This window comes from Streptomyces sp. NPDC029216 (assembly GCF_040648015.1).
Lineage (GTDB): Bacteria > Actinomycetota > Actinomycetes > Streptomycetales > Streptomycetaceae > Streptomyces.
The window spans coordinates 1-21,568 of record NZ_JBEZWL010000086.1 but is presented as its reverse complement, the minus strand read 5'-3'; the positions used below and the strand labels follow the sequence as shown (position 1 = coordinate 21,568).

The 21,568-nt window shown below is 73.1% G+C and carries 15 protein-coding genes; 12 read left to right on the top strand and 3 right to left on the bottom strand.

What is annotated here, in order from left to right:
• The first annotated feature begins 8 nt into the window (after nt 1-8).
• Entirely contained in the window at nt 9-1,727 is a 1,719-nt protein-coding gene (gene recN, locus AB0F18_RS26390) for a DNA repair protein RecN (RefSeq protein WP_362064810.1), read from the top strand.
• A gap of 146 nt (nt 1,728-1,873) precedes the next feature.
• Entirely contained in the window at nt 1,874-3,001 is a 1,128-nt protein-coding gene (locus tag AB0F18_RS26385; protein ID WP_362064792.1) for a glycosyltransferase family 4 protein, read from the top strand.
• A 63-nt stretch (nt 3,002-3,064) separates the two neighbouring features.
• Here AB0F18_RS26385 and AB0F18_RS26380 read toward each other — a convergent pair whose 3' ends face one another.
• Nucleotides 3,065-4,687 carry a PucR family transcriptional regulator gene (locus AB0F18_RS26380; RefSeq protein ID WP_362064790.1) on the bottom strand — a complete coding sequence of 541 codons (1,623 nt, stop codon included), beginning with the start codon at nt 4,685-4,687 and terminating at the stop codon, nt 3,065-3,067.
• Nucleotides 4,688-4,886: 199 nt separating this feature from the next.
• On the opposite strand from AB0F18_RS26380, the gene AB0F18_RS26375 reads away from it, so the two are divergent.
• Both AB0F18_RS26375 and AB0F18_RS26370 read left to right on the top strand, forming a co-directional pair.
• Nucleotides 4,887-6,464 (top strand): APC family permease, encoded by a 1,578-nt coding sequence (locus AB0F18_RS26375; protein WP_362064788.1) that lies wholly within the window; start codon nt 4,887-4,889, stop codon nt 6,462-6,464.
• Nucleotides 6,465-6,474: 10 nt separating this feature from the next.
• Nucleotides 6,475-8,103 carry an NAD(P)/FAD-dependent oxidoreductase gene (locus AB0F18_RS26370; RefSeq protein WP_362064786.1) on the top strand — a complete coding sequence of 543 codons (1,629 nt, stop codon included), beginning with the start codon at nt 6,475-6,477 and terminating at the stop codon, nt 8,101-8,103.
• A 10-nt stretch (nt 8,104-8,113) separates the two neighbouring features.
• Here the strand turns inward: AB0F18_RS26370 and AB0F18_RS26365 are convergent, their stop codons facing one another.
• Entirely contained in the window at nt 8,114-9,496 is a 1,383-nt protein-coding gene (locus AB0F18_RS26365) for an FAD-binding oxidoreductase (protein ID WP_362064784.1), read from the bottom strand.
• 90 nt (nt 9,497-9,586) lie between these two features.
• Entirely contained in the window at nt 9,587-11,440 is a 1,854-nt protein-coding gene (locus AB0F18_RS26360) for a glycoside hydrolase family 15 protein (RefSeq protein ID WP_362064782.1), read from the bottom strand.
• A gap of 427 nt (nt 11,441-11,867) precedes the next feature.
• Here AB0F18_RS26360 and AB0F18_RS26355 point away from each other — a divergent pair, with 427 nt between their 5' ends.
• From AB0F18_RS26355 to scpB, 8 genes are all read left to right on the top strand, one after another.
• Nucleotides 11,868-13,502, top strand: a complete 1,635-nt coding sequence (locus tag AB0F18_RS26355) for a CTP synthase (RefSeq protein ID WP_362064780.1) — start codon at nt 11,868-11,870, stop codon at nt 13,500-13,502.
• 75 nt (nt 13,503-13,577) lie between these two features.
• The gene (locus AB0F18_RS26350; RefSeq protein WP_362064778.1) at nt 13,578-14,216 is read left to right on the top strand and encodes an NUDIX hydrolase; all 639 of its coding nucleotides are present in this window, start codon (nt 13,578-13,580) and stop codon (nt 14,214-14,216) included.
• 107 nt (nt 14,217-14,323) lie between these two features.
• Nucleotides 14,324-16,384, top strand: coding sequence for a tetratricopeptide repeat protein (locus tag AB0F18_RS26345; RefSeq protein ID WP_362064776.1), 2,061 nt, complete (start codon nt 14,324-14,326; stop codon nt 16,382-16,384).
• Between the two features lie 152 nt (nt 16,385-16,536).
• Nucleotides 16,537-17,652, top strand: a complete 1,116-nt coding sequence (ald, locus tag AB0F18_RS26340) for an alanine dehydrogenase (protein ID WP_362064774.1) — start codon at nt 16,537-16,539, stop codon at nt 17,650-17,652.
• 461 nt (nt 17,653-18,113) lie between these two features.
• Nucleotides 18,114-19,151 (top strand): ParA family protein, encoded by a 1,038-nt coding sequence (locus AB0F18_RS26335; RefSeq protein WP_362064772.1) that lies wholly within the window; start codon nt 18,114-18,116, stop codon nt 19,149-19,151.
• The gene (locus AB0F18_RS26330; RefSeq protein WP_362064770.1) at nt 19,136-19,621 is read left to right on the top strand and encodes a hypothetical protein; all 486 of its coding nucleotides are present in this window, start codon (nt 19,136-19,138) and stop codon (nt 19,619-19,621) included. Before AB0F18_RS26335 ends, AB0F18_RS26330 begins: the two co-directional genes overlap by 16 nt.
• 188 nt (nt 19,622-19,809) lie before the next feature.
• A complete protein-coding gene (locus AB0F18_RS26325; protein WP_362064768.1) occupies nt 19,810-20,808 on the top strand; it encodes a segregation/condensation protein A in 999 nt (332 codons plus the stop codon).
• Complete coding sequence (gene scpB, locus AB0F18_RS26320; protein ID WP_362064766.1) at nt 20,808-21,422, top strand: SMC-Scp complex subunit ScpB; 615 nt, start codon at nt 20,808-20,810, stop codon at nt 21,420-21,422. Before AB0F18_RS26325 ends, scpB begins: the two co-directional genes overlap by 1 nt.
• Nucleotides 21,423-21,568: the final 146 nt, after the last annotated feature.

Genomic DNA, 21,568 nt, shown 5'->3' with positions numbered 1-21,568 from the left:
TTGAGGAGATGCGGATACGGTCACTCGGGGTCATCGACGACGCGGTGGTCGAGCTGTCGCCCGGTTTCACCGCGGTGACCGGCGAGACCGGCGCGGGCAAGACGATGGTCGTCACCAGCCTCGGGCTGCTGCTCGGCGGCCGGGCGGACCCGGCCCTGGTGCGGATCGGGGCCAAGGCGGCGGTGGTCGAGGGCCGCGTCGTCATGCGCCCGGACGCCCCCGCCGCCGTGCGCGCCGAGGAGGCCGGGGCCGAGCTCGACGAGGGCGCCCTGCTGATCAGCCGGACCGTGTCCGCCGAGGGGCGCTCGCGCGCCCACGTCGGCGGCCGCTCCGTACCCGTCGGCCTGCTCTCTGAGCTCGCCGACGACCTGGTCGCCGTCCACGGCCAGACCGACCAGCAGGGGCTGCTGCGGCCGGCCCGGCAGCGGCAGGCCCTCGACCGGTACGCCGGGGACGCCATCGCCGTCCCCCTGGAGAAGTACGCCGGCGCCTACCGGCGCCTGCGGGCCGTCGCCACCGAACTGGACGCGATCACCACCCGCGCCCGGGAACGGGCGCAGGAGGCCGACCTGCTGCGCTTCGGCCTGGACGAGGTCGCCGCCGTCGAACCGCTGCCCGGCGAGGACACCGAGCTGGCGGCCGAGGCCGAGCGGCTCGGACACGCCGAGTCCCTGGCCTCCGCGGCGCAGGCCGCGCACGCGGCCCTCGCGGGCGACGTCGAGGACCCGGAGGGCGTCGACGCCAACACGCTCGTCGCCGGCGCGCACCGCGCGCTGGAATCCGTACGCTCCCACGACCCGGTGCTCGGCGCGCTCGCGGACCGGATCGGGGAACTGGCCATCCTGCTGGGTGACGTCGCCGGCGAGCTCGCCGGGTACGCCGACGACCTGGACGCCGACCCGCTGCGGCTGGCCGCCGTGGAGGAGCGCCGGGCGGCCCTGACCCAGCTGACCCGCAAGTACGGGGAGTCGATCGACTCCGTCCTCGAATGGGCCCAGAAGGGCTCCGCACGGCTCCTGGAACTCGACGGGGACGACGAGCGTATCGACGAGCTCACCGCCGAACGGGACGCGCTGCTCGCCGAGCTGTCCCTGCTGGCCCAGGCGCTGACGGACGCCCGCACGGAGGCCGCCGAGCGGTTCGCCGCCGCCGTGACCGCCGAGCTGGCCTCGCTGGCCATGCCGCACGCGCGGGTGACCATCGAGATCCGGCAGACCGAGGCCGCCGACGGCGTCGAGGTGGGCGGGCGCCCGGTCGCGTACGGGCCCACGGGCGCGGACGAGGTCGAGCTGCTGCTCGCCCCGCACCCCGGCGCCCAGCCCCGGCCGATCGCCAAGGGCGCCTCCGGCGGCGAGCTCTCCCGGGTCATGCTGGCCGTCGAGGTCGTCTTCGCCGGCACCGCCCCCGTCCCCACGTACCTCTTCGACGAGGTCGACGCGGGCGTCGGCGGCAAGGCCGCCGTCGAGATCGGACGGCGGCTGGCGAAGCTGGCGAAGTCGGCCCAGGTCGTCGTCGTCACCCACCTGCCGCAGGTGGCGGCCTTCGCGGACCGGCAGCTGCTGGTCGAGAAGACCGTCGACGGGTCGGTGACCCGGTCCGGGGTGACCGTGCTGGAGGGCGAGGACCGGATCCGGGAACTGTCGCGGATGCTGGCCGGCCAGGAGGACTCCCAGACCGCCCGGGCCCACGCCGAGGAACTGCTCGCGGCGGCACGGGCGGACGGCTGAGAACCGGATCGTTAGCCCGTGTGGGTGAGGCTGGGGGGCGCACTGCGGTATCCCGCACGGGATCCGCACCCGTATGGGCCCGGAACGCGCGTGCGGGCTGGCATCCTGGGCGACGTCCCTTACTCCTCACCCTGGAGCTTCGGCCCGTGAGCAGCTCCCCGGCACCGGTCCCGCCGCCCGTCCTGCCGTACGGGCGGCCCCCGCTGCGCACCGTCCAGGTCCTCGGCGGCGCGGGCGCGGGCAGCAGCGCGCACGTGCGCTCCCTCACGACGGGGCTCGCGGCGCGCGGCGTACGGGTGACGGTGTGCGCCCCCGTCGCGGCGGAGGGGGAGTACGACTTCACCGGCGCCGGCGCGGAGTTCACCCCCGACGCGGCGAGCGCGTTGCGGGCCGCCTGCGCCGGGGCGGACGTGGTGCACGCGCACGGCGTAAGGGCCGGGATGCGGGCCGCCCTGGCCCTGCGCGGCCGGGGGCGCCGGGCACCCCTGGTGGTGACCTGGCACGGCAGCGCACCGGACCCGGGCCCGCTGGGACGCCTCAGCCGCCTGCTGGAACGCCACGTGGCCCGGGCCGCCGCGGTGGTCCTGGGCTCCTCCTCCGACCAGGTCGACCTCGCGCGGCGGCGCGGGGCGCGGGACGCACGGCTCGCGGCGGTCGCCGTACCGTCCGCGCCGGCCCCGCCCGACGCGGGCAAGACCCGGGCGGAACTAGGGGTGGTGGAACGTCCCCTCGTCATCGCGGTCGGCAGCCTGGTCGCACGGCGCGGCTACTCCGTCCTCCTGGACGCGGCGCGGGCGTGGCGGGGCCTGGAGCCGGTGCCGCTGCTGGTGATCGCCGGTGAGGGCCCGCTGCGGCCCGAACTGACCCGCCGGATCGAGACGGAGGGCCTACCGGTGCGCCTGCTGGGCCGCCGCCGGGACGCCGACCGGCTGCTGGCGGCGGCGGACGTGGCGGTCGTCCCGAGCCGCTGGGAGGGCCGCTCCCTGCTGGCGCAGGAGGCCCTGCGGGCCGGGGTCGCCCTGGTGGCGACGGAGGTCGGCGGAATCCCGGAACTCGTAGGCGACGCGGCGGTCCTGGTCCCGTACGGCGACCCGGACGCCCTGGCGGGCGCGGTGGCGGCGCTACTGCACGACCCGGCCCGGCGGGCGGCACTGGCCGTCGCGGGCCGCGCCCAGGCGGCGACGTGGCCGTCGGAGGACGACACGGTGGCGCAGGTCCTGTCGGTGTACGACGAACTGATGGAACGGGGGCGTGCGGGGCGGGGTCCCGGGTGATCGGGGCCTGAGACCGCCCCGCCGAGACCCCGCCCACCCCCGACCCCGCCCCGCCCCGCCCCCTCAGGAAGGCGTCGCGTGCCGCCGTGCACGGAGGGCCAGGCTCAGGGAGAGGACCGATTCCGGGTCGTCCAGGTCCGTGCCCAGGAGTTCCGAGATGCGGGCCAGCCGGTTGTACAGGGTCTGCCGGTTCAGGTGCAGCTCCCGGGCGGTCTCCGCCTTGCGCCCCGCATGGGCCAGGTACGTCTCCAGGGTCGGCAGCAGCGGCGGCCGGGACGTCGCGTCGTGGACGCGCAGCGCGCCGATCGCCCGGTCCACGAACGCCGCCAGGTCCGGGTGTTCCCGCAGCCGCCACAGCAGCAGGTCGATGTCCAGCCGGCGGGCGTCGTACCAGGGCCGGGCCGGCAGCCCGTGCGCGGCGGTGGCCGTCTCCGCGGCGTGCCGCAGGCCCGCCGAGGCCGCCGCCCAGCTGCCCGAGACGCCGACCACCACCACCGGCGGGGCCCCCGCCCGGTCCAGGCCGGCCCGTTCCATCCCGGCCCGCAGCGCGGCCGCGACCCGGTCGGCGACGGCCGTGCGCTCCGACTCCGCGCGCAGCGACACCAGCAGCGGCACCCGGCCCTCCACCGGGCGGACGCCCAGCAGCACCGGGACGCCGACCGAGGACAGCTCCTCCTGCACCGCCCGGGCCAGCACCGACCAGTTCCCGGACGGCACCAGGTCCGACGACAGCCGCATCACCATCGGCAGCAGCGGGCCCGCGCCCGGGCGGAAGCCCAGGACCTTCGCCTGCGCCGGGGCGTCCTCTGCCGAGATCCGCCCCTCCGCCAGGTCCGTCAGGAAGTCGCCCCGGCCGCGCGCGGCCAGCTCCTCCTCCTGCCGGGCCTGCATCAGGACCACCGCCAGCACCCCCGCCGTCCGCTCGGCCGCCATCCGGTGGACCGGCAGCAGCGGTGCCGAGACCCCGACCAGCACGACCCGCGCCCGTACCGAGCCCGTACCGTGGCCGCCGCCGGGCACGTCGACCACCACCGCGTTCGCCGGCGGCTCGGCCGCACGCTGCCCCCGCAGCCCCTCCCACACCTGGAGCGGGTCCGCCGCGGCCTCCCCGGCCACGGGCCCGGCGGCGTACAGCAGTTGGCCGTCCGGGGTCTCCAGGAACACCGGGTTGGCGGTGAAGTCGGCCAGGATGCGCAGCACCTGCGGGATCCCGCCGCCGCCCAACAGGGCCTCAGTGCACCGCCGGTGGACCTCCTCGGCCCGCTGCAGGAGGGCGTAGTGGTGGTTGACGATCTCGGTGTGGATCTCCTCCGTCACCGCCACGAAGGGGACTTCCCGGTGCAGCTGGACGAGCGGCAGCCCGGCCGTGCGGGCGGTCTCCACGAGCGTCGCCGGGAGCCGGGTGAACCGCGGGCCGAGCTCCACGACCAGCGCGGCGATGCCCCGGTCCGCGAGGCGCCGTACGAAGGCCCGCTGTTCGGCGGGGCGGGTGCCCAGCCCCAGCCCGGTGGTCAGCAGCAGCTCGCCGCCCTTGAGCAGCGAGGCGATGTTCGGCACCTCGCCGGCGTGCACCCAGCGGACGGTCCGCCCGAGGCGGTCGGCGCAGGCCACCACCTCCGGCAGCCCGCTGCGCAGTCCCGGCAGCTCCAGTGCCCGCTGAACGGTGATCCCGCCCTGGTCGTCCATATCGCGGGACGCTACCGGCCGCCCCGTACCGAGGACATCACCGGGCGGTTACGGAGTCCGGCATGTCCCCCTGTCGGGCCGACAACTCGTCGTTCCGCCAAGGAGATTATCCGACCGCATGCCGATTGTGGCGTGCGTCACCCGGGTGGAGAGTGGCGGCCTCGCGAACGGCCTCCCGACAGGAACGAGGACGACCCCAATGAGCAGAGCCAAAGCCGAAGCCGGCGCCGCCCCGGGGGCGCCGGGCGCACCCCCGGTCCAGCGCCTGAAGGCCAACTCCGTCGGCCTCGTCGGCGTGGTGTTCATGGCCGTCGCCACCGCCGCGCCGATCACGGCGATGACCGGCAACCTCCCGATCGCCGTCGGCTTCGGCAACGGCACCGGCGCGCCCGCCGGTTACCTCTTCGCCACCGTCGTGCTGACCGTCTTCGCGGTCGGCTACGTGGCCATGGCCAAGCGGATCACCGCAGCCGGTGCCTTCTACGGGTACATCTCGCACGGCCTCGGCCGGATCGCGGGCATGGCCTCCGGGATGCTCGCCGTCCTGGCCTACATCGTCTTCGAGGCCTCGATCGTCGGCGTCTTCTCCTACTTCGCGAAGACCACCGTCCACGACCAGCTCGGCGTCGACCTGCCGTGGATCGTCTACGCGGCCGGGATGCTCGCCGTCACCGCCGTCCTCGCCCACTTCGACATCAACCTCACCGCCAAGGCCCTCGGCGTGATGCTCGTCGCGGAGATCGCCGTCCTCTTCGCGGTGGCCACCGCGGTCCTGGTCGCCGGAGGCGGACCCGACGGGATCCCCGTCGAACCGGTCAACCCCGCCCACGCCTTCACCGGCACCTCCGCCGGACTCGGCCTCTTCTTCGCCTTCTGGTCCTGGGTCGGCTTCGAGTCCACGGCCATGTACGGGGAGGAGTCCCGCGACCCCAAGCGGGTCATCCCCCGGGCCACCCTGATCTCCGTCGTCGGCGTCGGCCTCTTCTACATCTACGTCTCCTGGATGACCATCGCCGGCAACGGCCTGGCGGAATCCGTGAAGCTCTCCGCCTCCGCCAGCCCGCTGGACCTGTTCTTCGCCCCCGCCCAGCACTTCATCGGGGCCTGGGCCGTCGACGCCTTCCAGTGGCTGCTGCTCACCGGCTCCTTCGCCTGCGGGATGGCCTTCCACCAGTGCGCCGCCCGCTACCTCTACGCCATCGGCCGCGAGGGCTTCCTGCACCCCGCGCTCGGCCGCACCCACCCCCGGCACGGCTCCCCGTACGTGTCCTCCGTCGTGCAGACCGTCATCGCCACCGGCCTCGTCGCCGGCTTCTGGCTCACCGGCCAGGACCCTTACCTGCACCTGTACACCCTCCTCGCGATCCTCGGCACCATGGCCATCCTGATCGTGCAGACCCTGTGCTCCTTCGCGGTCATCGGCTACTTCCGCCGCAACCACCCCGAGGACCGGCACTGGTTCAGGACCCTCACCGCGCCGCTGCTCGGCGGGATCGGGATGACCGCCGTCGTGGTCCTGCTGGTCCTCAACATGGAGACGGCCGCCGGCGCCGCCGCCGGCTCCCTCTTCTTCACGCTGATCCCCTGGATCGTCGGCGTGGTGTTCCTCGGCGGCCTGGGACTGGGCCTCTGGCTCAAGTACCGGGCCCCCGAGCGCTACGAGATCATCGGCCGGATCGTCCTGGAGGACGCCACCGAACGCACCGACGAGCCCACGGGCGCGACCGTCCCGCCCGCCCCCTCCGCGCCGACCGACCCGACCTCCGCGACCGTCTGAGGAGCCCGCCATGGCCCGTACGCCGCTCATGCACGCCCTGCGCCGGCTCGCCGCCGACCACGCGGCCGCCCGCAGGCTCCGCCTGCCCGTCGCCGAGGTCCGCGGCTCCACCCGCCGCGAACTCCTCGGCCGTGCCGCCGCCCTCGGCCTCGGCACCGCACTGGCGTCCTCCGCCGCCGCGCACGCCGCCCCCGCCCCCGCCCCCGCGAAGAGACCCTCCGGTCCCGTCCGCGTGGCCGTCGTCGGCGCCGGCATCTCCGGCCTCACCGCCGCCCTCACCCTCCAGGACGCGGGCATCCCCTGCACCCTCTACGAGGCCGACCCCGCCCGCGTCGGCGGCCGCATGTGGACCCAGCGCGACCACTGGGCCTACGGGCAGACCTCCGAGATCGGCGGCGAGCTCATCGACACCAGCCACAAGAAGATGCAGGAGCTGTGCCGCCGCTTCGGCCTGCCCCTGGAGGACTTCCTCGGCGGCGGACCCAACGGGGCCGAGGAGGTCCTCTGGTTCGACGGCGGCTACTACTCGCGGACCCAGGCCGACGAGGACTTCAAGGCCGTCTACCAGGCCCTGCACCGCGACCTCCAGGAGGCGGGCGAGGTCTCCTGGAACTCCACGACCCCCGCCGGCACCGCCCTGGACGACATGACCCTCTACGAGTGGATCGAGACCCGCGTCCCCGGCGGCCACGGCTCCCGGCTCGGCCGGTTCATCGACGTCGCCTACAACGTCGAGTACGGCGCCGACACCCAGACGCAGTCCGCCCTCGCCCTGGTCCTGCTGATGGGCTACCAGCCCAACCCCGGCAACTTCAACGTCTGGGGCCTGTCCAACGAGCGCTACCACGTCGTCGGCGGCAACGACCGGCTCCCGAACGCCATCGCCGCCGCCCTGAAACCGGGCACGCTGGTCATGGGCCGCGCGCTGGTCGCCGTACGCGCCAACGCCGACGGCACCCAGACCCTCACCTTCGACGATTCCGGCGCCGTGCGCACCGTCACCGCCGACCACACCGTCCTGTGCCTGCCGCTGCCGATCCTCCAGCGCCTGGACACCTCGCAGGCCGGCTTCGACCCCCTGATGCGCGCCCTGCTGCGCGACGCCCGGATGGGCTACTGCACCAAGCTCAACATGCAGTTCACCGCCCGCCCCTGGCGCGGCACCGGCCCCTGGCCCGGAGTCTCCGCCGGCGACTGCTTCACCGACACCGCCGTCCAGCAGACCTGGGACACCACCAAGGTCCAGCCCGGCAGCGGCGGCATCCTCCTCCAGTACGGCGGCGGCTCCCTGGCCGGGGCGCTCACCCCGGGAAGCCCCTTCGCCACCGAGGCCGACCCCTACGTCCGCGACCTGGCCGGCCGGGTCCTGACCGGCGTCGACGCCTTCTTCCCCGGCACGAAGGCGGTGTGGACGGGCCGCGCCCAGCTCTCCGCCTGGCACCTCAACCCGCGCTCCCTGGGCGCCTACTCGTACTGGCCCACCGGCTACCTGCACCGCTACGCCAAGTACGAGGGCACCGCGCAGGGCAACGTCCACATCGGCGGCGAGCACTGCAGCTACGACTTCCAGGGGTTCATGGAGGGCGGCGCCACCGAGGGCGAGCGCGCGGCCCGCGAGGTGATCGCCGCCCTCGTCTAGCGGAAGGGGGTCAGACCGGCGGGATGTTGTGGTTGAAGCGGAAGACGTTGTCCGGGTCGTACTGCCGCTTCAGCCGCGCCAGCCGCCGCATGTTGTCGGCGCCCAGGCCGGCCACCACCCGGTCCGCTCCCTCGTCCCCGGTGAAGTTCAGGTACACCGCGCCGGTGGCCCACGGCTGGACGCCGGCGCGGACGTCCTTGACCCACTGGACGACCCGTTCGTCGTCGGCGGGGTCCTCCCACATCCCGAAGGGGTGCACCGCCCACGGCGCGTCCCGGTACGGCACCGGGTAGTCCTCCTCCACCGCGGCGATCGCCCCGCCCTGCGGCCACACCACGTGCTGGGTGCCGGTCGGCACGGGCATCGAGGCGGCCAGGCCGCAGAACGCGTCCACGAAGGCGTCGGGTGCCCCGGTCAGGTACTCCGCCGACCAGTAGTTCCGCAGCCCCGGCGGGTCGTCGAGCATGCACTGGAGGTCGGCGTAGGGGATGGCCGTGACGATCTCCGCCTCGTGCGGGATGGCCAGCAGCGGGCCGGCGATCCTGCGGAGCTCCTCCTCGGGGCCCGCGTACGTCACCAGCGCACCGGCCAGCAGCTGTCCGACCAGGTGCGGGGGGATGAACGGCGCGGGCGGCCCCGTCAGGTAGAGGGCGCCTCCGCCGGCCTCGTCCGGGCCGGACTCGATGACGTCCCGGTACGTGCGGATCACCTCGGGCCCGTGCTCCGGCAGGCAGAACACCATCGCGATGGACAGGGCCGGCAGCTCGTGCAGCCGCAGGGTCAGCGCGGTGGCGACGCCGAAGTTCCCGCCGCCGCCGTGCAGCCCCCAGAACAGCTCCGGGTGGTCCTCGGCCGTGACGTTGATCAGCTCGCCCTGGGCGGTGACCAGTTCCACGCCCAGCAGGTTGTCCACCGCCAGCCCGAACGCCCGGTCCAGCCAGCCGGTGCCGCCGCCGAGGACGAAGCCGCCGACACCGGTGGTGGAGGCCCGGCCCCCGGTGGTCGCCAGGGCGTACGGCGCGCAGGCCCGGTCCAGGTGGGACATCGTGGCCCCGCCCGCGACGCGTACGGCCTTCGACGCCGGGTGGACGGTGACCTCGTGCATGCGGCGCAGGTCCACGACCACACCGCCGTCGTTCAGGGACATCCCGGCCACGCTGTGCCCGCCGCCGCGCACCGCCACCGAAAGGTCCAGGTCCCGGGCGAAGCGCACCGCGGTGACCACGTCCTCGGCGTTCTCGCACTGGGCGATCACCGCGGGCCGGCGGTCGATCATCGCGTTGAAGACCGTCCGGGCCTCGTCGTACCCGGGGTCGTCGGGGGCGAAGACCTCGCCGGCCAGGTCCTCGCGGAGCGCGGCAAGCGCCGTGCCCGCCTTCGAGAGGGGCGCCATCGCCACCCCCCCTTTCCCCAGAAGGGCGTGGGACCCCTCCAGGTTAGGCGGGCACACGGCGGGACGCGCGGCGGCGCCCCTCCCGTCCCGTCAGCCCCCGTACGCGCCGCTCGCTGTCAGCCGCAGCGCGGTGTCGATCAGCGGAACGTGGCTGAAGGCCTGCGGGAAGTTCCCGACCTGCCGCTGGAGCTTGGGGTCCCACTCCTCGGCCAGCAGCCCCAGGTCGTTGCGGAGCGAGAGCAGCTTCTCGAAGAGCCGGCGGGCCTCGTCGACCCGGCCGATCATCGCGAGGTCGTCGGCCATCCAGAAGGAGCAGGCGAGGAAGGCGCCCTCGTCCCCCTCAAGGCCGTCCACGCCGGCCTCCTCGCCGGCCGTCGGATACCGGAGGATGAACCCGTCCGGGGTCGACAGCTCGCGCTGGATCGCCTCGATGGTGCCGATGACCCGCTTGTCGTCCGGCGGCAGGAAGCCCATCTGCGGGATCAGCAGCAGCGAGGCGTCCAGCTCCTGCGAGCCGTACGACTGGGTGAAGGTGTTGCGCTCCGGGTCGTAGCCCTTCTCGCAGACGTCCGCGTGGATCCGGTCGCGCAGCTCGCGCCAGCGGTCCAGCGGGCCGTCCGCGTCGCCGCTCTCGATCAGCTTGATCGTGCGGTCCACGGCCACCCAGGCCATCACCTTGGAGTGCACGAAGTGGCGGCGCGGGCCGCGCACCTCCCAGATGCCCTCGTCCGGCTCGTTCCAGTGGATCTCCAGGTAGCGGATCAGCTTGAGCTGGAGCACCGAGGCGTAGTCGTTGCGGGCCAGGCCGGTCATGTGGCCCAGGTGCAGGGCCTCGGTGACCTCGCCGTAGACGTCGAGCTGGAGCTGGTGGGCGGCTCCGTTGCCGACGCGGACGGGGGCCGAGTTCTCGTAGCCCGGCAGCCAGTCGAGCTCCGTCTCGCCCAGCTCCCGCTCGCCGGCGATCCCGTACATGATCTGCAGGTTCTCGGGGTCGCCCGCCACCGCGCGCAGCAGCCAGTCCCGCCAGGCGGCGGCCTCGCTGCGGTAGCCGGTGCGCAGGAGCGAGGAGAGGGTGATGGCGGCGTCGCGCAGCCAGGTGTAGCGGTAGTCCCAGTTGCGGACCCCGCCGATCTCCTCCGGCAGGGAGGTGGTCGGCGCGGCGACGATCCCGCCCGTGGGGGCGTACGTCAGGGCCTTCAGGGTGATCAGGGAGCGGATCACCGCCTCCCGGTAGGGCCCGTGGTACGTACAGTGGTCGACCCACTCGCGCCAGAACTCGCTCGTGGCCTCCAGGGCCGCCGCCGCGTCCGGGGCCTCCGGGGCGCCCTGGTGGGAGGGCTGCCAGCTGATGGCGAAGGCCACCCGGTCGCCGGGGGCGACGGTGAAGTCGGAGTAGGTCGTCAGGTCCTTGCCGTAGGTCTCCGCCTCGGCGTCCAGCCACACCGAGTCGGGTCCGGCGACGGCCACCGTGCGCCCGTCGACCTTGTGCACCCAGGGCACGACCCGCCCGTAGCTGAACCGCATCCGCAGCGCGGAGCGCATCGGGACGCGGCCGCTGACGCCCTCGACGATGCGGATGAGCTGCGGTGCGTGCCCCTCGCGGGGCGGCATGAAGTCGATGACGCGGACGGTCCCGCGCGGGGTGTCCCACTCCGACTCCAGCACCAGCGAGTCGCCGCGGTAGCGCCGGCGGGTGGCCCGCGGCGGCTCCGTTCCAGGCGGAAACGACGGGCCGACGCGCCAGAACCCGTGTTCATCGGTGCCCAGAAGGCTCGCGAAGACAGCGTGGGAGTCGAAACGTGGCAGACACAGCCAGTCCACGGCTCCGTCCCTGCAGACCAGCGCCGCGGTCTGCATGTCCCCGATCAGTGCGTAATCCTCGATGCGCCCGGACACGTTGCTCTCCAGTCGAACGGCCACGTCCGCCCCGAAGGGCGCTTGCATTGCGCTGTCGCGCGGTCTCCTGTGCGCAGGGATCCCCGCGTCGAGTCCTACATTGCCGGAACCGGCGTTGTTACGCCGTTCGCCGGACTGCTCGGCGGCGATGTGCAGCGGTATCCGAGCAAGTTATGAGCGCACCCTAGTGATCTCCTTAAGTATTGGGACAATGTCACTCGGCCGAACGGGTGACCTGGGGGAACGCGCCCGCCGACCGGCCCCGCGGGGCCGCGGGCGAGGCCGCCGCGCAGCGCGCCCGGAGGCGGACCGTCCCGGGCGCTGATAGGCTGGTACCCCGTGGACCGGTGGTCTGCCTGTGCGAATCAGGAGCCCCGAAACCGCAGCTTCGGCGCCCCCGGAAACGGGAGAAGTCGCCGGACGCACCTCACCTCGCGACCACGGGAGCCCCCTCTTGGCGATGCCGCCCAAATCCATGACGACCAAGCACATCTTCGTCACCGGGGGTGTCGCTTCGTCCCTCGGCAAGGGCCTGACGGCCTCCAGCCTGGGTGCGCTGCTCAAGGCGCGCGGCCTGCGGGTCACGATGCAGAAGCTCGACCCGTACCTGAACGTCGACCCCGGCACGATGAACCCGTTCCAGCACGGCGAGGTGTTCGTCACCAACGACGGCGCCGAGACCGACCTGGACATCGGCCACTACGAGCGCTTCCTCGACGTCGACCTCGACGGCTCGGCCAACGTCACCACCGGCCAGGTCTACTCGCAGGTCATCGCCAAGGAGCGGCGCGGCGAGTACCTCGGTGACACCGTGCAGGTCATCCCGCACATCACCAACGAGATCAAGCACCGCATCCGCCGCATGGCGACCGACGACGTCGACGTCGTCATCACCGAGGTCGGCGGCACGGTCGGCGACATCGAGTCCCTGCCGTTCCTGGAGACCGTCCGCCAGGTCCGCCACGAGGTCGGCCGCGACAACGTCTTCGTCGTGCACATCTCGCTGCTGCCCTACATCGGCCCCTCCGGCGAGCTGAAGACCAAGCCGACCCAGCACTCGGTCGCGGCGCTGCGCAACATCGGCATCCAGCCGGACGCGATCGTGCTGCGCGCCGACCGCGACGTCCCCACCTCCATCAAGCGCAAGATCTCGCTGATGTGCGACGTGGACGAGGCGGCCGTGGTCGCGGCGATCGACGCCAAGTCGATCTACGACATCCCGAAGGTGCTGCACACCGAGGGCCTGGACGCCTACGTCGTCCGCAAGCTCGACCTGCCCTTCCGCGACGTCGACTGGACGGTGTGGGAGGACCTGCTCGACCGCGTCCACAACCCCGACCACGAGGTCAAGGTCGCGCTCGTCGGCAAGTACATCGACCTGCCCGACGCCTACCTGTCGGTGACCGAGGCGCTGCGCGCCGGCGGTTTCGCCAACCGGGCCCGCGTCCAGATCAAGTGGGTCACCTCCGACGACTGCAAGACCCCGGCCGGCGCCGCCGCGCAGCTGTCCGACGTGGACGCGATCTGCGTCCCCGGCGGCTTCGGCGACCGCGGTGTGAACGGCAAGGTCGGCGCGATCACCTACGCCCGCGAGAACAAGATCCCGCTGCTGGGCCTGTGCCTGGGCCTGCAGTGCGTGGTCATCGAGGCCGCGCGCAACCTCGCGGGCATCGAGGAGGCGAACTCCACCGAGTTCGAGCCCTCGACCCCGCACCCGGTCATCTCGACCATGGAGGAGCAGCTGGCCTTCGTCGAGGGCGCGGGCGACCTGGGCGGAACGATGCGCCTGGGCATGTACCCGGCGAAGCTCGCCGAGGGCTCCATCGTGCGCGAGGTCTACGGTGACCAGGCGTACGTGGACGAGCGCCACCGCCACCGCTACGAGGTCAACAACGCCTACCGCGGTGAGCTGGAGAAGAAGGCCGGCCTGGTCTTCTCCGGCACCTCCCCGGACAACAAGCTCGTCGAGTACGTCGAGTACCCCCGCGAGGTGCACCCCTACCTGGTGGCCACCCAGGCCCACCCGGAGCTCCGCTCCCGCCCCACCCGCCCGCACCCGCTCTTCGCGGGCCTGATCAAGGCCGCGGTGGAGCGCCAGCAGCAGGGCTGACGCTCGGTAACGTAGGCAGCCGGGGTACGGAGGATCCGTACCCCGGCTGTCGCGCGTTTGTGGAGGGACATCGGCATGGGCATCGCCATGAAGGACACCGCGGAATCCTGGGAGACGCTGTCGACCAGGCGGCCGTTCCAGGGCGCGAAGACGGCGGTGGACTCCGACGAGGTCCGGATGCCGGACGGGTCGGTGGCCCGCCGCGACTACCAGGTGCACCCGGGCTCGGTGTGCGTCCTCGCCGTGGATGGGGAGGACCGGGTCCTGGTGATCAACCAGTACCGGCACCCGGTCCGGCGCCGGCTGTGGGAGCTGCCGGCCGGACTGCTCGACGTACCCGGCGAGAACCCGCTGCACGCGGCGCAACGGGAGCTGTACGAGGAGGCGCACGTCAAGGCCGGGGACTGGCGGGTGCTCGCTGACTTCTTCTCCTCCCCGGGCGGGTCGGACGAGGCGGTCCGGATCTTCCTGGCGCGGGACGTCACGGCGGCGGACGGGGTGCGGTACGAGGACGCCTCCTCGGAGGAGGCGGACATGCAGGTGGAGTGGGTGGACCGGGAGGCTCTGGTCCGGGGTGTCCTCGCCGGCGAGCTCGGCAATCCGGCCCTGGTCACGGGAGTCCTCGCCCTGACGGCCGCCCTCGCCTCCGAGGGCGGCCTCGACGCCCTCCGCCCGGCCGAGGCCCCTTGGCCGGCCCGGCCGTACGAGGCGTAGCCGAGCCTTGCGGGGGCCGCTGGGGTCGGGGGCGAAGCCCCGGGGGGCCGGCCCGCGCACCCGTGGCGGGATTAATAGGCACATCCGCTGATCCGATCGGGCGATCTATGGGCCGCGCTCCACACAGGCCGTCGCTCTGCGTGAACTACGCTCAGCACCCCGAAGGCAGGGAGAGGAGCGGATCCGTGGCGGATTTCGTCGGGCGGCGGCGTGAGCTGAAGGAGCTGCGCGAGGACATCGCGCGGACCGGGCTCGACACCCTCTCCGGCCGCAAGGCCAAGGCGCCCCGCGCACGGGTGCTGCTCGTCGCCGGACGCCCCGGCTCCGGCCGGACCGCCCTCGCCGAGGCCTTCGTGCGCGAGGTCGCCGACGAGTACCCCGACGGGCTGGTGCGGGTCCGCCTCAGCGCCCCCGGCGGCGAACCGCTCGAAACCGAGCGGGCCGTACGCACCCTGCTGGAGGGCCTCGGGGAGCGCACCCCGCCCGGCGCCTGCGAGGACGACCTCAGCGCAGCCCTGCGCGAGACCCTCAGGAACCGGCGGGCGATCCTGCTCCTCGACGACGCCGCCGACCCGCACCAGGTCGACGCCCTGCTCCCCGACACCCCCGAGTGCCTGGTCGTGGTCACCGCCGAGGGCCCCCTCACCGGCATCCCCGACGTGCGCCCCTGCACCCTCGGCGGGCTGGACACCGCCTCCGCCGTCGGGCTGCTCGCCCGGATCATCGGGGACACCCGGATCACCGTCGACCCGCGCGCCGCCGAGGACCTCGCCGAGGAGTGCGGGGGACTGCCCGCCGTGCTCGCCCTCGCCGGCGGCTGGCTCGCCGCCCACCCCAAGGCCGCCGTCGCCGACCTGGCCAAGCAGCTCCACGAAATGCCCCCGGGCACCTCCGGCCCGCTCGGCCGCGCCTTCCGGCTCGTCTACGAGTCCCTCCCGCAGCCCGCCCAGCGCACCGTGCGGCTGCTGCCGCTCGCCCCCGCGGGGATCCTCGACTCGCACACCGCCTCCGCCCTGGCGGGCTGCTCCGTGGCCGCCGCGCAGTCCACCCTGGAGGACTTCGCCCGCCTCGGCCTGGTCCGGCACGACCGGGACGGGCTCTTCCTGCTCCCCGGCTGCCTCGTCCCCCTCCTGCGGTCCCTGCTGGAGGCCAAGGAGCGGCCCGCCGAGGTGCAGCTGGCCCGGGCCCGGATGCTGGAGCGGACCGTACGCCTGCTGACCTCGTGCCGGGCCATGGCCGACCTGGCGGGCCTGACCGAGGAGGAGGCCGCCGAGGCCCGGGAGGGTCTGGACGGGCTCCCGCGCGCCCTGCGCTTCCCCGACCGGCGGGCCGCCGCCACCTGGCTGGACACCCGGCTGCCCGCGCTGACCGCCTCCGCCACCCTGGCCGTGGCCGACGGCGGCCTGGACACCCTGGCCCGCAGGCTGGTCTCCGCGCTGGTCAGGGCCCTGGCCGCACACCGGGGGACCGAGGCCGCCGCCCCGGAGCTGTACGGGCTGCACCGGCTCGTCCTCGGCGTGGCCGAGCGCCGCCACCTGCACCGGGAGCAGGCCGCGGCCCTGCTGAACCTGGCCGACCTGGACGCCGCCACCGGCCGGACCCCCGAGGCCCTGGAGCGGTACCGGGCCGCGCTGTCCGCGGGAAAGGCCGCGAAGGACCCGTACGCGACGGGCCGCGCGATGGAATCCGTAGGCGGCGCCTACCAGGAGCTGGCGGACTGGCCGCGGGCCTCGGACTGGTTCGGCCGCGCCCTGGCCCACGCCCTCGCCCGGGGGGAGCGGGCGGACGAGGCCCGGCTGTACGGGAGGCTCGGCAACGTGCACACCTACGCGGGCCGCTACGGGGAGGCACTGCGCAGCTGGCGCGCGGCCGCCGCGGGGTACCGCCGGCTCGCCGATGTCCCGGGCCAGGCAAAGGCGTTGAGCGAGATGGCGCGCGTCCAGGAGTACGCCGGACGGCCCGAGGAATCGCTGCACACCTGCCGCGAGGCGATCGAGCTCGCCCGCCGCGCCGGGGACCTCCGGCTGCAGGCCGCGCTGCAGGTCCGGCTGGCCGACACGCTGGACCGCCTCGGCGACCCGGCGGCCGCCCGGCTGCACAGGTCGGCGGCCGACAGATTGCTGGGCGACGACCCCGCAGCCTGCGAAATCCGCAGTAGCTCCGACTGAAATTATTGGTTTGCAAGGCTAGACAGCGCCTCATCCTTCATTAGACTGGCTTCACCACGACATCCAGTGGTGCATCCCGTTGCGCGTTCTTGTGGGCGGGTATGTATGGAAGTGCCCCGTAACATCCCCTGAGTCAAGGACCGTGATCGACGATGAAGGTCGGCATCCCCCGCGAGGTCAAGAACAACGAGTTCCGGGTCGCCATCACGCCCGCTGGTGTGCATGAGCTCGTCCGCAACGGCCACCAGGTCTTCATCGAGCAGAACGCCGGTGTGGGCTCCTCGATCACGGACGCCGAGTACGTCGCCGCCGGTGCCGAGATCCTCGGCACCGCCGACGAGGTGTGGGCGACCGCTGACCTGCTGCTGAAGGTCAAGGAGCCCATCGCGGAGGAGTACCACCGCCTCCGCAAGGACCAGACCCTCTTCACCTACCTGCACCTGGCGGCCTCCCGCGAGTGCACGGACGCCCTGCTGGAGTCCGGCACCACCGCCATCGCGTACGAGACGGTCGAGCTCGCCAACCGCGCGCTGCCGCTGCTCGCCCCGATGTCCGAGGTCGCGGGCCGCCTGGCCCCGCAGGTCGGCGCCTACCACCTGATGCGCTCGGCCGGCGGCCGCGGCGTCCTCCCGGGCGGCGTCCCCGGCACCCACGCCGGCGAGTGCGTCGTCATCGGCGGCGGCGTCTCCGGCTGGAACGCCGTGCAGATCGCCATCGGCATGGGCTTCCACGTGACCCTGCTCGACCGCGACATCAACAAGCTGCGCGAGGCCGACAAGATCTTCGGCACCAAGGTCAAGACGATCGTCTCCAACGCCTACGAGCTGGAGAAGGCCGTCATCGAGGCCGACCTCGTCATCGGCGCCGTACTGATCCCGGGTGCGAAGGCCCCGAAGCTGGTCACCAACGAGCTCGTCGCCAAGATGAAGCCCGGAAGTGTCCTTGTCGACATTGCCATCGACCAGGGCGGCTGCTTCGAGGACTCCCGTCCGACCACCCACGCCGAGCCGACCTTCCAGGTCCACAACTCGGTCTTCTACTGCGTCGCCAACATGCCGGGCGCCGTGCCGAACACCTCCACCTACGCGCTGACCAACGCGACCCTGCCCTACATCGTGCAGCTCGCGAACCTCGGCTGGGTCGAGGCGCTCCGTCGTGACCCGGCGCTCGCGCTGGGCCTCAACACCCATGACGGCAAGGTCGTTTACGGCCCCGTCGCCGAGGCCCACGGCCTTGAGACCGTCGAGCTCAGCGCCCTCATCGGCTGAACCGTCAACGACTGACGTCAATCTCACGTATCCGGCCGGACCTTGCCCGCAAGGTCCGGCCGGACGCGTTTGCGGTATGGCCACGGAGCCCGTTCAACTCGCCTCGAACGTAACCCTTTAACCCTTTCGCGCACCCGCGAAACTTCACAGTGACGGCCCGCACGCCCTTGACAGAGTGGTGTTCGGTTGCCGACACATCGTGCCGGGTCCGGCGGATTGTGTTGCCGCTGGGCGGTGACACGCCATAGAGTCGCCAACCGTCGGCATGGTGCAACGCTGACCTATCGATAAGTGTCCTGGTCACGTCCGAGGAGGTAAGACGACTTGTGAATGAGTCGACATTTGCTCCTGGAGGTGGCCGGGCTGGGACGCCCGAGCGGGGCCTGGGTCCTGGACAGGGTCCTGCCGGGCTCGAAGCTGTCGGCTCCGTCGCGGTCCGCACCTTCGCAAACCACCAGCACATGACGACGCCCCAAAAGAGCATGGACGGCCTAGACGTGAACTCCACGGCCGGCGACCACAGCGGCGATACGCCCATGGGATTCGCCGACTACGACCAGGTGCCCGAGGGGCACTTCTACGACCCCGACGCGGAGTACGAGCCCGACCCCGAGTACGCGGCCACCCTCGCGCCCGACGCTGCCCGCCAGCGCCGCGAGCGCATCGGCCCGACCGGGCGTCCGCTGCCGTACTTCCCGATCCCGGGCCCGCTGACCGACCACGGTCCGGCGAAGATCATCGCGATGTGCAACCAGAAGGGCGGCGTCGGCAAGACCACGTCGACCATCAACCTGGGTGCCGCGCTCGCCGAGTACGGGCGCCGCGTGCTGCTCGTCGACTTCGACCCACAGGGCGCACTGTCCGTGGGCCTCGGCGTGAACCCGATGGAACTCGACCTGACGGTCTACAACCTGCTCATGGAGCGGGGCATGTCGGCCGACGAGGTGCTGCTCAAGACGGCGGTCCCCAACATGGACCTGCTGCCGAGCAACATCGACCTGTCCGCCGCCGAAGTGCAGTTGGTCAGCGAGGTCGCGCGCGAGTCGACGCTCCAGCGGGCGCTCAAGCCGCTGATGAACGACTACGACTACATCGTGATCGACTGCCAGCCCTCGCTGGGCCTCCTGACGGTCAACGCCCTGACGGCGGCTCACAAGGTCATCGTCCCGCTGGAATGCGAGTTCTTCGCCCTGCGCGGTGTCGCGCTGCTGACGGAGACCATCGAGAAGGTCCAGGAGCGGCTCAACCCGGAGCTGGAGCTCGACGGCATCCTCGCCACGATGTACGACTCCCGTACGGTGCACAGCCGTGAGGTGCTGGCGCGCGTCGTCGAGGCCTTCGACGACCACGTCTACCACACGGTCATCGGCCGGACGGTGCGCTTCCCGGAGACCACGGTCGCCGGCGAGCCGATCACCACGTACGCCTCCAACTCCGTCGGCGCCGCCGCCTACCGCCAGCTGGCCAGGGAGGTGCTCGCCCGGTGTCCCGCCGAGTGAGTCTGCCCGGGGCCGACGAACTGTTCCGCACGACCGGGGGGATGGCCCTCCAGTCGTCCTCGCCGCGGCGGGGCGCCGAGGAGGCGTCGCAGGCGGCCGGAGGCACGGAGCACGCGGCGGCCGCACCGGCGGACGGCACGGCGAGGACCACCGGGGACGGCCCGGCGGTGGGCGCGCAGCGCAGGCCGCAGGAAGGTTCTGCCGCCGCCGGACCCCGGCAGGGCAAGGGCCAGGGCCGGGGCGCGAACCGGCGGCCGAGCGGGCGCGAGCGGCACGACGAGAAGATCACGGTCTACGTCTCCGCCGAGGAGCTGATGGACCTGGAGCACGCCCGGCTGGTGCTCCGCGGGGAGCACGGGCTCGCGGTCGACCGGGGCCGGATCGTGCGCGAGGCGGTCGCCGTCGTCCTGGCGGACCTGGAGTCGCGCGGCGACGCCAGCATCCTGGTCCGCCGCCTCCGCGGCCGCTAGACCGACCCCGGTGCGCTCAAACGCCGCGCGGGCTGTTTACGGCCCCGCCGGCGTTTGAGGCGGGGGGTACCCCCAGCGGTAGCTGGGGGAGGGTCTGGGGCGGAGCCCCGGTGGTGGGCCGGAAACGCCCGGCCAGGGCCTAGGCTGCCAGTGCCGCTCCGCTACCCCCCGCACCACCCTGGACCGCCATGCCCCCCAACCACCCCGCCCGCCGCCCCCTGGGCCGAGGCCCGGGCGGTACCCCGGAGGAATCCACTGAGGCGCCCCCTGCGGCCCGCGAGAAGAGGGGGAGCGGGGAAGACCCCGGACCGGCCCCCGAAGCCGCAGACGGCCCCACCGAGCCCCAGGAGGGGCGTCCCGACGCCGAGGCCCCCGCGGCCCCCGCCGGAGGCGACGGCCGGTTCACGCTGCGGCTCGACAACTTCGAAGGCCCCTTCGACCTGCTGCTCCAACTGATCTCCCGGCACAAGCTCGACGTCACCGAGGTCGCCCTCTCCAAGGTCACCGACGAGTTCATGGCCCACATCCGCGCCATGGGCCCCGACTGGGACCTCGACCAGACCACCGAGTTCCTCGTCGTCGCCGCCACCCTCCTCGACCTCAAGGCCGCCCGCCTGCTGCCCGCCGCCGAGGTGGAGGACGAGGCCGACCTCGCGCTGCTGGAGGCCCGGGACCTGCTCTTCGCCCGGCTGCTCCAGTACCGGGCCTACAAGCAGATCGCCGAGATCTTCGAGCACCGCGCCGAAGCGGAGGGCCGTCGCTTCCCCCGTACCGTGGGGCTGGAGCCGCACCACGCCGACCTGCTGCCCGAGGTGGTCATCGGCATCGGCGCCGACGGCCTGGCCCGCCTCGCCGTCAGGGCGATGCAGCCCAGGGCGAAGCCCGAGGTCTACGTCGACCACATCCACGCCCCGCTGGTCAGCGTCCGCGAGCAGGCGGGTCACGTCGTACGCCTGCTCAAGGCGCGCGGCGAGGCGACCTTCCGGGAGCTGACCGAGGACGCCCCGGACACCCTCACCGTCGTCGCCCGCTTCCTGGCGCTCCTGGAGCTCTACCGGGAGAAGGCCGTGGTCCTCGACCAGGAGGACGCCCTGCTCACCCTCACCGTGCGCTGGTGCGGCGGCGACGGCGACGGGACGCCGGCGGTGACCGACGAGTTCGATCAAGTGGTGGAGGCAGGGGACTGATGGCGGCGATGGATCTGAAGGGGGCCCTGGAGGCCGTCCTGATGGTGGTGGACGAGCCCGCGACCGTCGAGCACCTCGCCAAGGTGCTCGACCGCACCCCCCGCGAGGTCGGCGACGCCCTCGCCGCCCTCGCGGACGAGTACACCGTCCAGCGCCGGGGCTTCGAGCTGCGGCTGGTCGCCGGGGGCTGGCGGTACTACACCCGCCCCGAGTACGCGGCGGCCGTGGAGGCCTTCGTCCTGGACGGCCAGCAGGCCCGCCTCACCCAGGCGGCCCTGGAGACCCTGGCGGTCGTCGCGTACCGCCAGCCGGTGAGCCGCTCGCGGGTCTCGGCGGTCCGCGGGGTCAACTGCGACGGGGTCATGCGGACCCTTCTCCAGCGGGGTCTGGTGGCCGAGGCGGGCACGGAACCCGAAACAGGTGCGATCCTGTACAGGACGACGAACTACTTTCTGGAGCGGATGGGCCTGCGAGGCCTGGACGAGCTCCCGGAGCTCGCGCCCTTCCTCCCCGAGGCGGACGCGATCGAAGCCGAGACGCAAGAAGGTGTGCCGTCGTTCGATCCGGACGCACCGGACACTGACGTAGACGACGACAAGACGACGGAACTTTGATGCGAAGCAGCGGCAACGGCAACGGTGGCGGCAACAGGAACAGCGGCGGCGGTGGGCGCGGTAACGCCCGCGGCGGCGGCTCGGGCGGCGGTGGCGGCTACCGGGGCGGCTCCGGCGGTGGCGGCTACCGGGGCGGCTCGTCCGGC

Excerpts from the sequence above, each read along its gene's own strand:
- recN (WP_362064810.1), top strand. The coding sequence starts at position 9 with ATGCGGATACGGTCACTCGGGGTCATCGACGACGCGGTGGTCGAGCTG.
- AB0F18_RS26380 (WP_362064790.1), bottom strand. The coding sequence starts at position 4,687 with ATGGACGACCAGGGCGGGATCACCGTTCAGCGGGCACTGGAGCTGCCG.
- AB0F18_RS26375 (WP_362064788.1), top strand. The coding sequence starts at position 4,887 with ATGAGCAGAGCCAAAGCCGAAGCCGGCGCCGCCCCGGGGGCGCCGGGC.
- AB0F18_RS26370 (WP_362064786.1), top strand. The coding sequence starts at position 6,475 with ATGGCCCGTACGCCGCTCATGCACGCCCTGCGCCGGCTCGCCGCCGAC.
- AB0F18_RS26365 (WP_362064784.1), bottom strand. The coding sequence starts at position 9,496 with ATGGCGCCCCTCTCGAAGGCGGGCACGGCGCTTGCCGCGCTCCGCGAG.
- AB0F18_RS26360 (WP_362064782.1), bottom strand. The coding sequence starts at position 11,440 with ATGCAAGCGCCCTTCGGGGCGGACGTGGCCGTTCGACTGGAGAGCAAC.
- AB0F18_RS26355 (WP_362064780.1), top strand. The coding sequence starts at position 11,868 with ATGACGACCAAGCACATCTTCGTCACCGGGGGTGTCGCTTCGTCCCTC.
- AB0F18_RS26350 (WP_362064778.1), top strand. The coding sequence starts at position 13,578 with ATGGGCATCGCCATGAAGGACACCGCGGAATCCTGGGAGACGCTGTCG.
- AB0F18_RS26345 (WP_362064776.1), top strand. The coding sequence starts at position 14,324 with ATGGGCCGCGCTCCACACAGGCCGTCGCTCTGCGTGAACTACGCTCAG.
- ald (WP_362064774.1), top strand. The coding sequence starts at position 16,537 with ATGAAGGTCGGCATCCCCCGCGAGGTCAAGAACAACGAGTTCCGGGTC.
- AB0F18_RS26335 (WP_362064772.1), top strand. The coding sequence starts at position 18,114 with ATGACGACGCCCCAAAAGAGCATGGACGGCCTAGACGTGAACTCCACG.
- AB0F18_RS26325 (WP_362064768.1), top strand. The coding sequence starts at position 19,810 with ATGCCCCCCAACCACCCCGCCCGCCGCCCCCTGGGCCGAGGCCCGGGC.
- scpB (WP_362064766.1), top strand. The coding sequence starts at position 20,808 with ATGGCGGCGATGGATCTGAAGGGGGCCCTGGAGGCCGTCCTGATGGTG.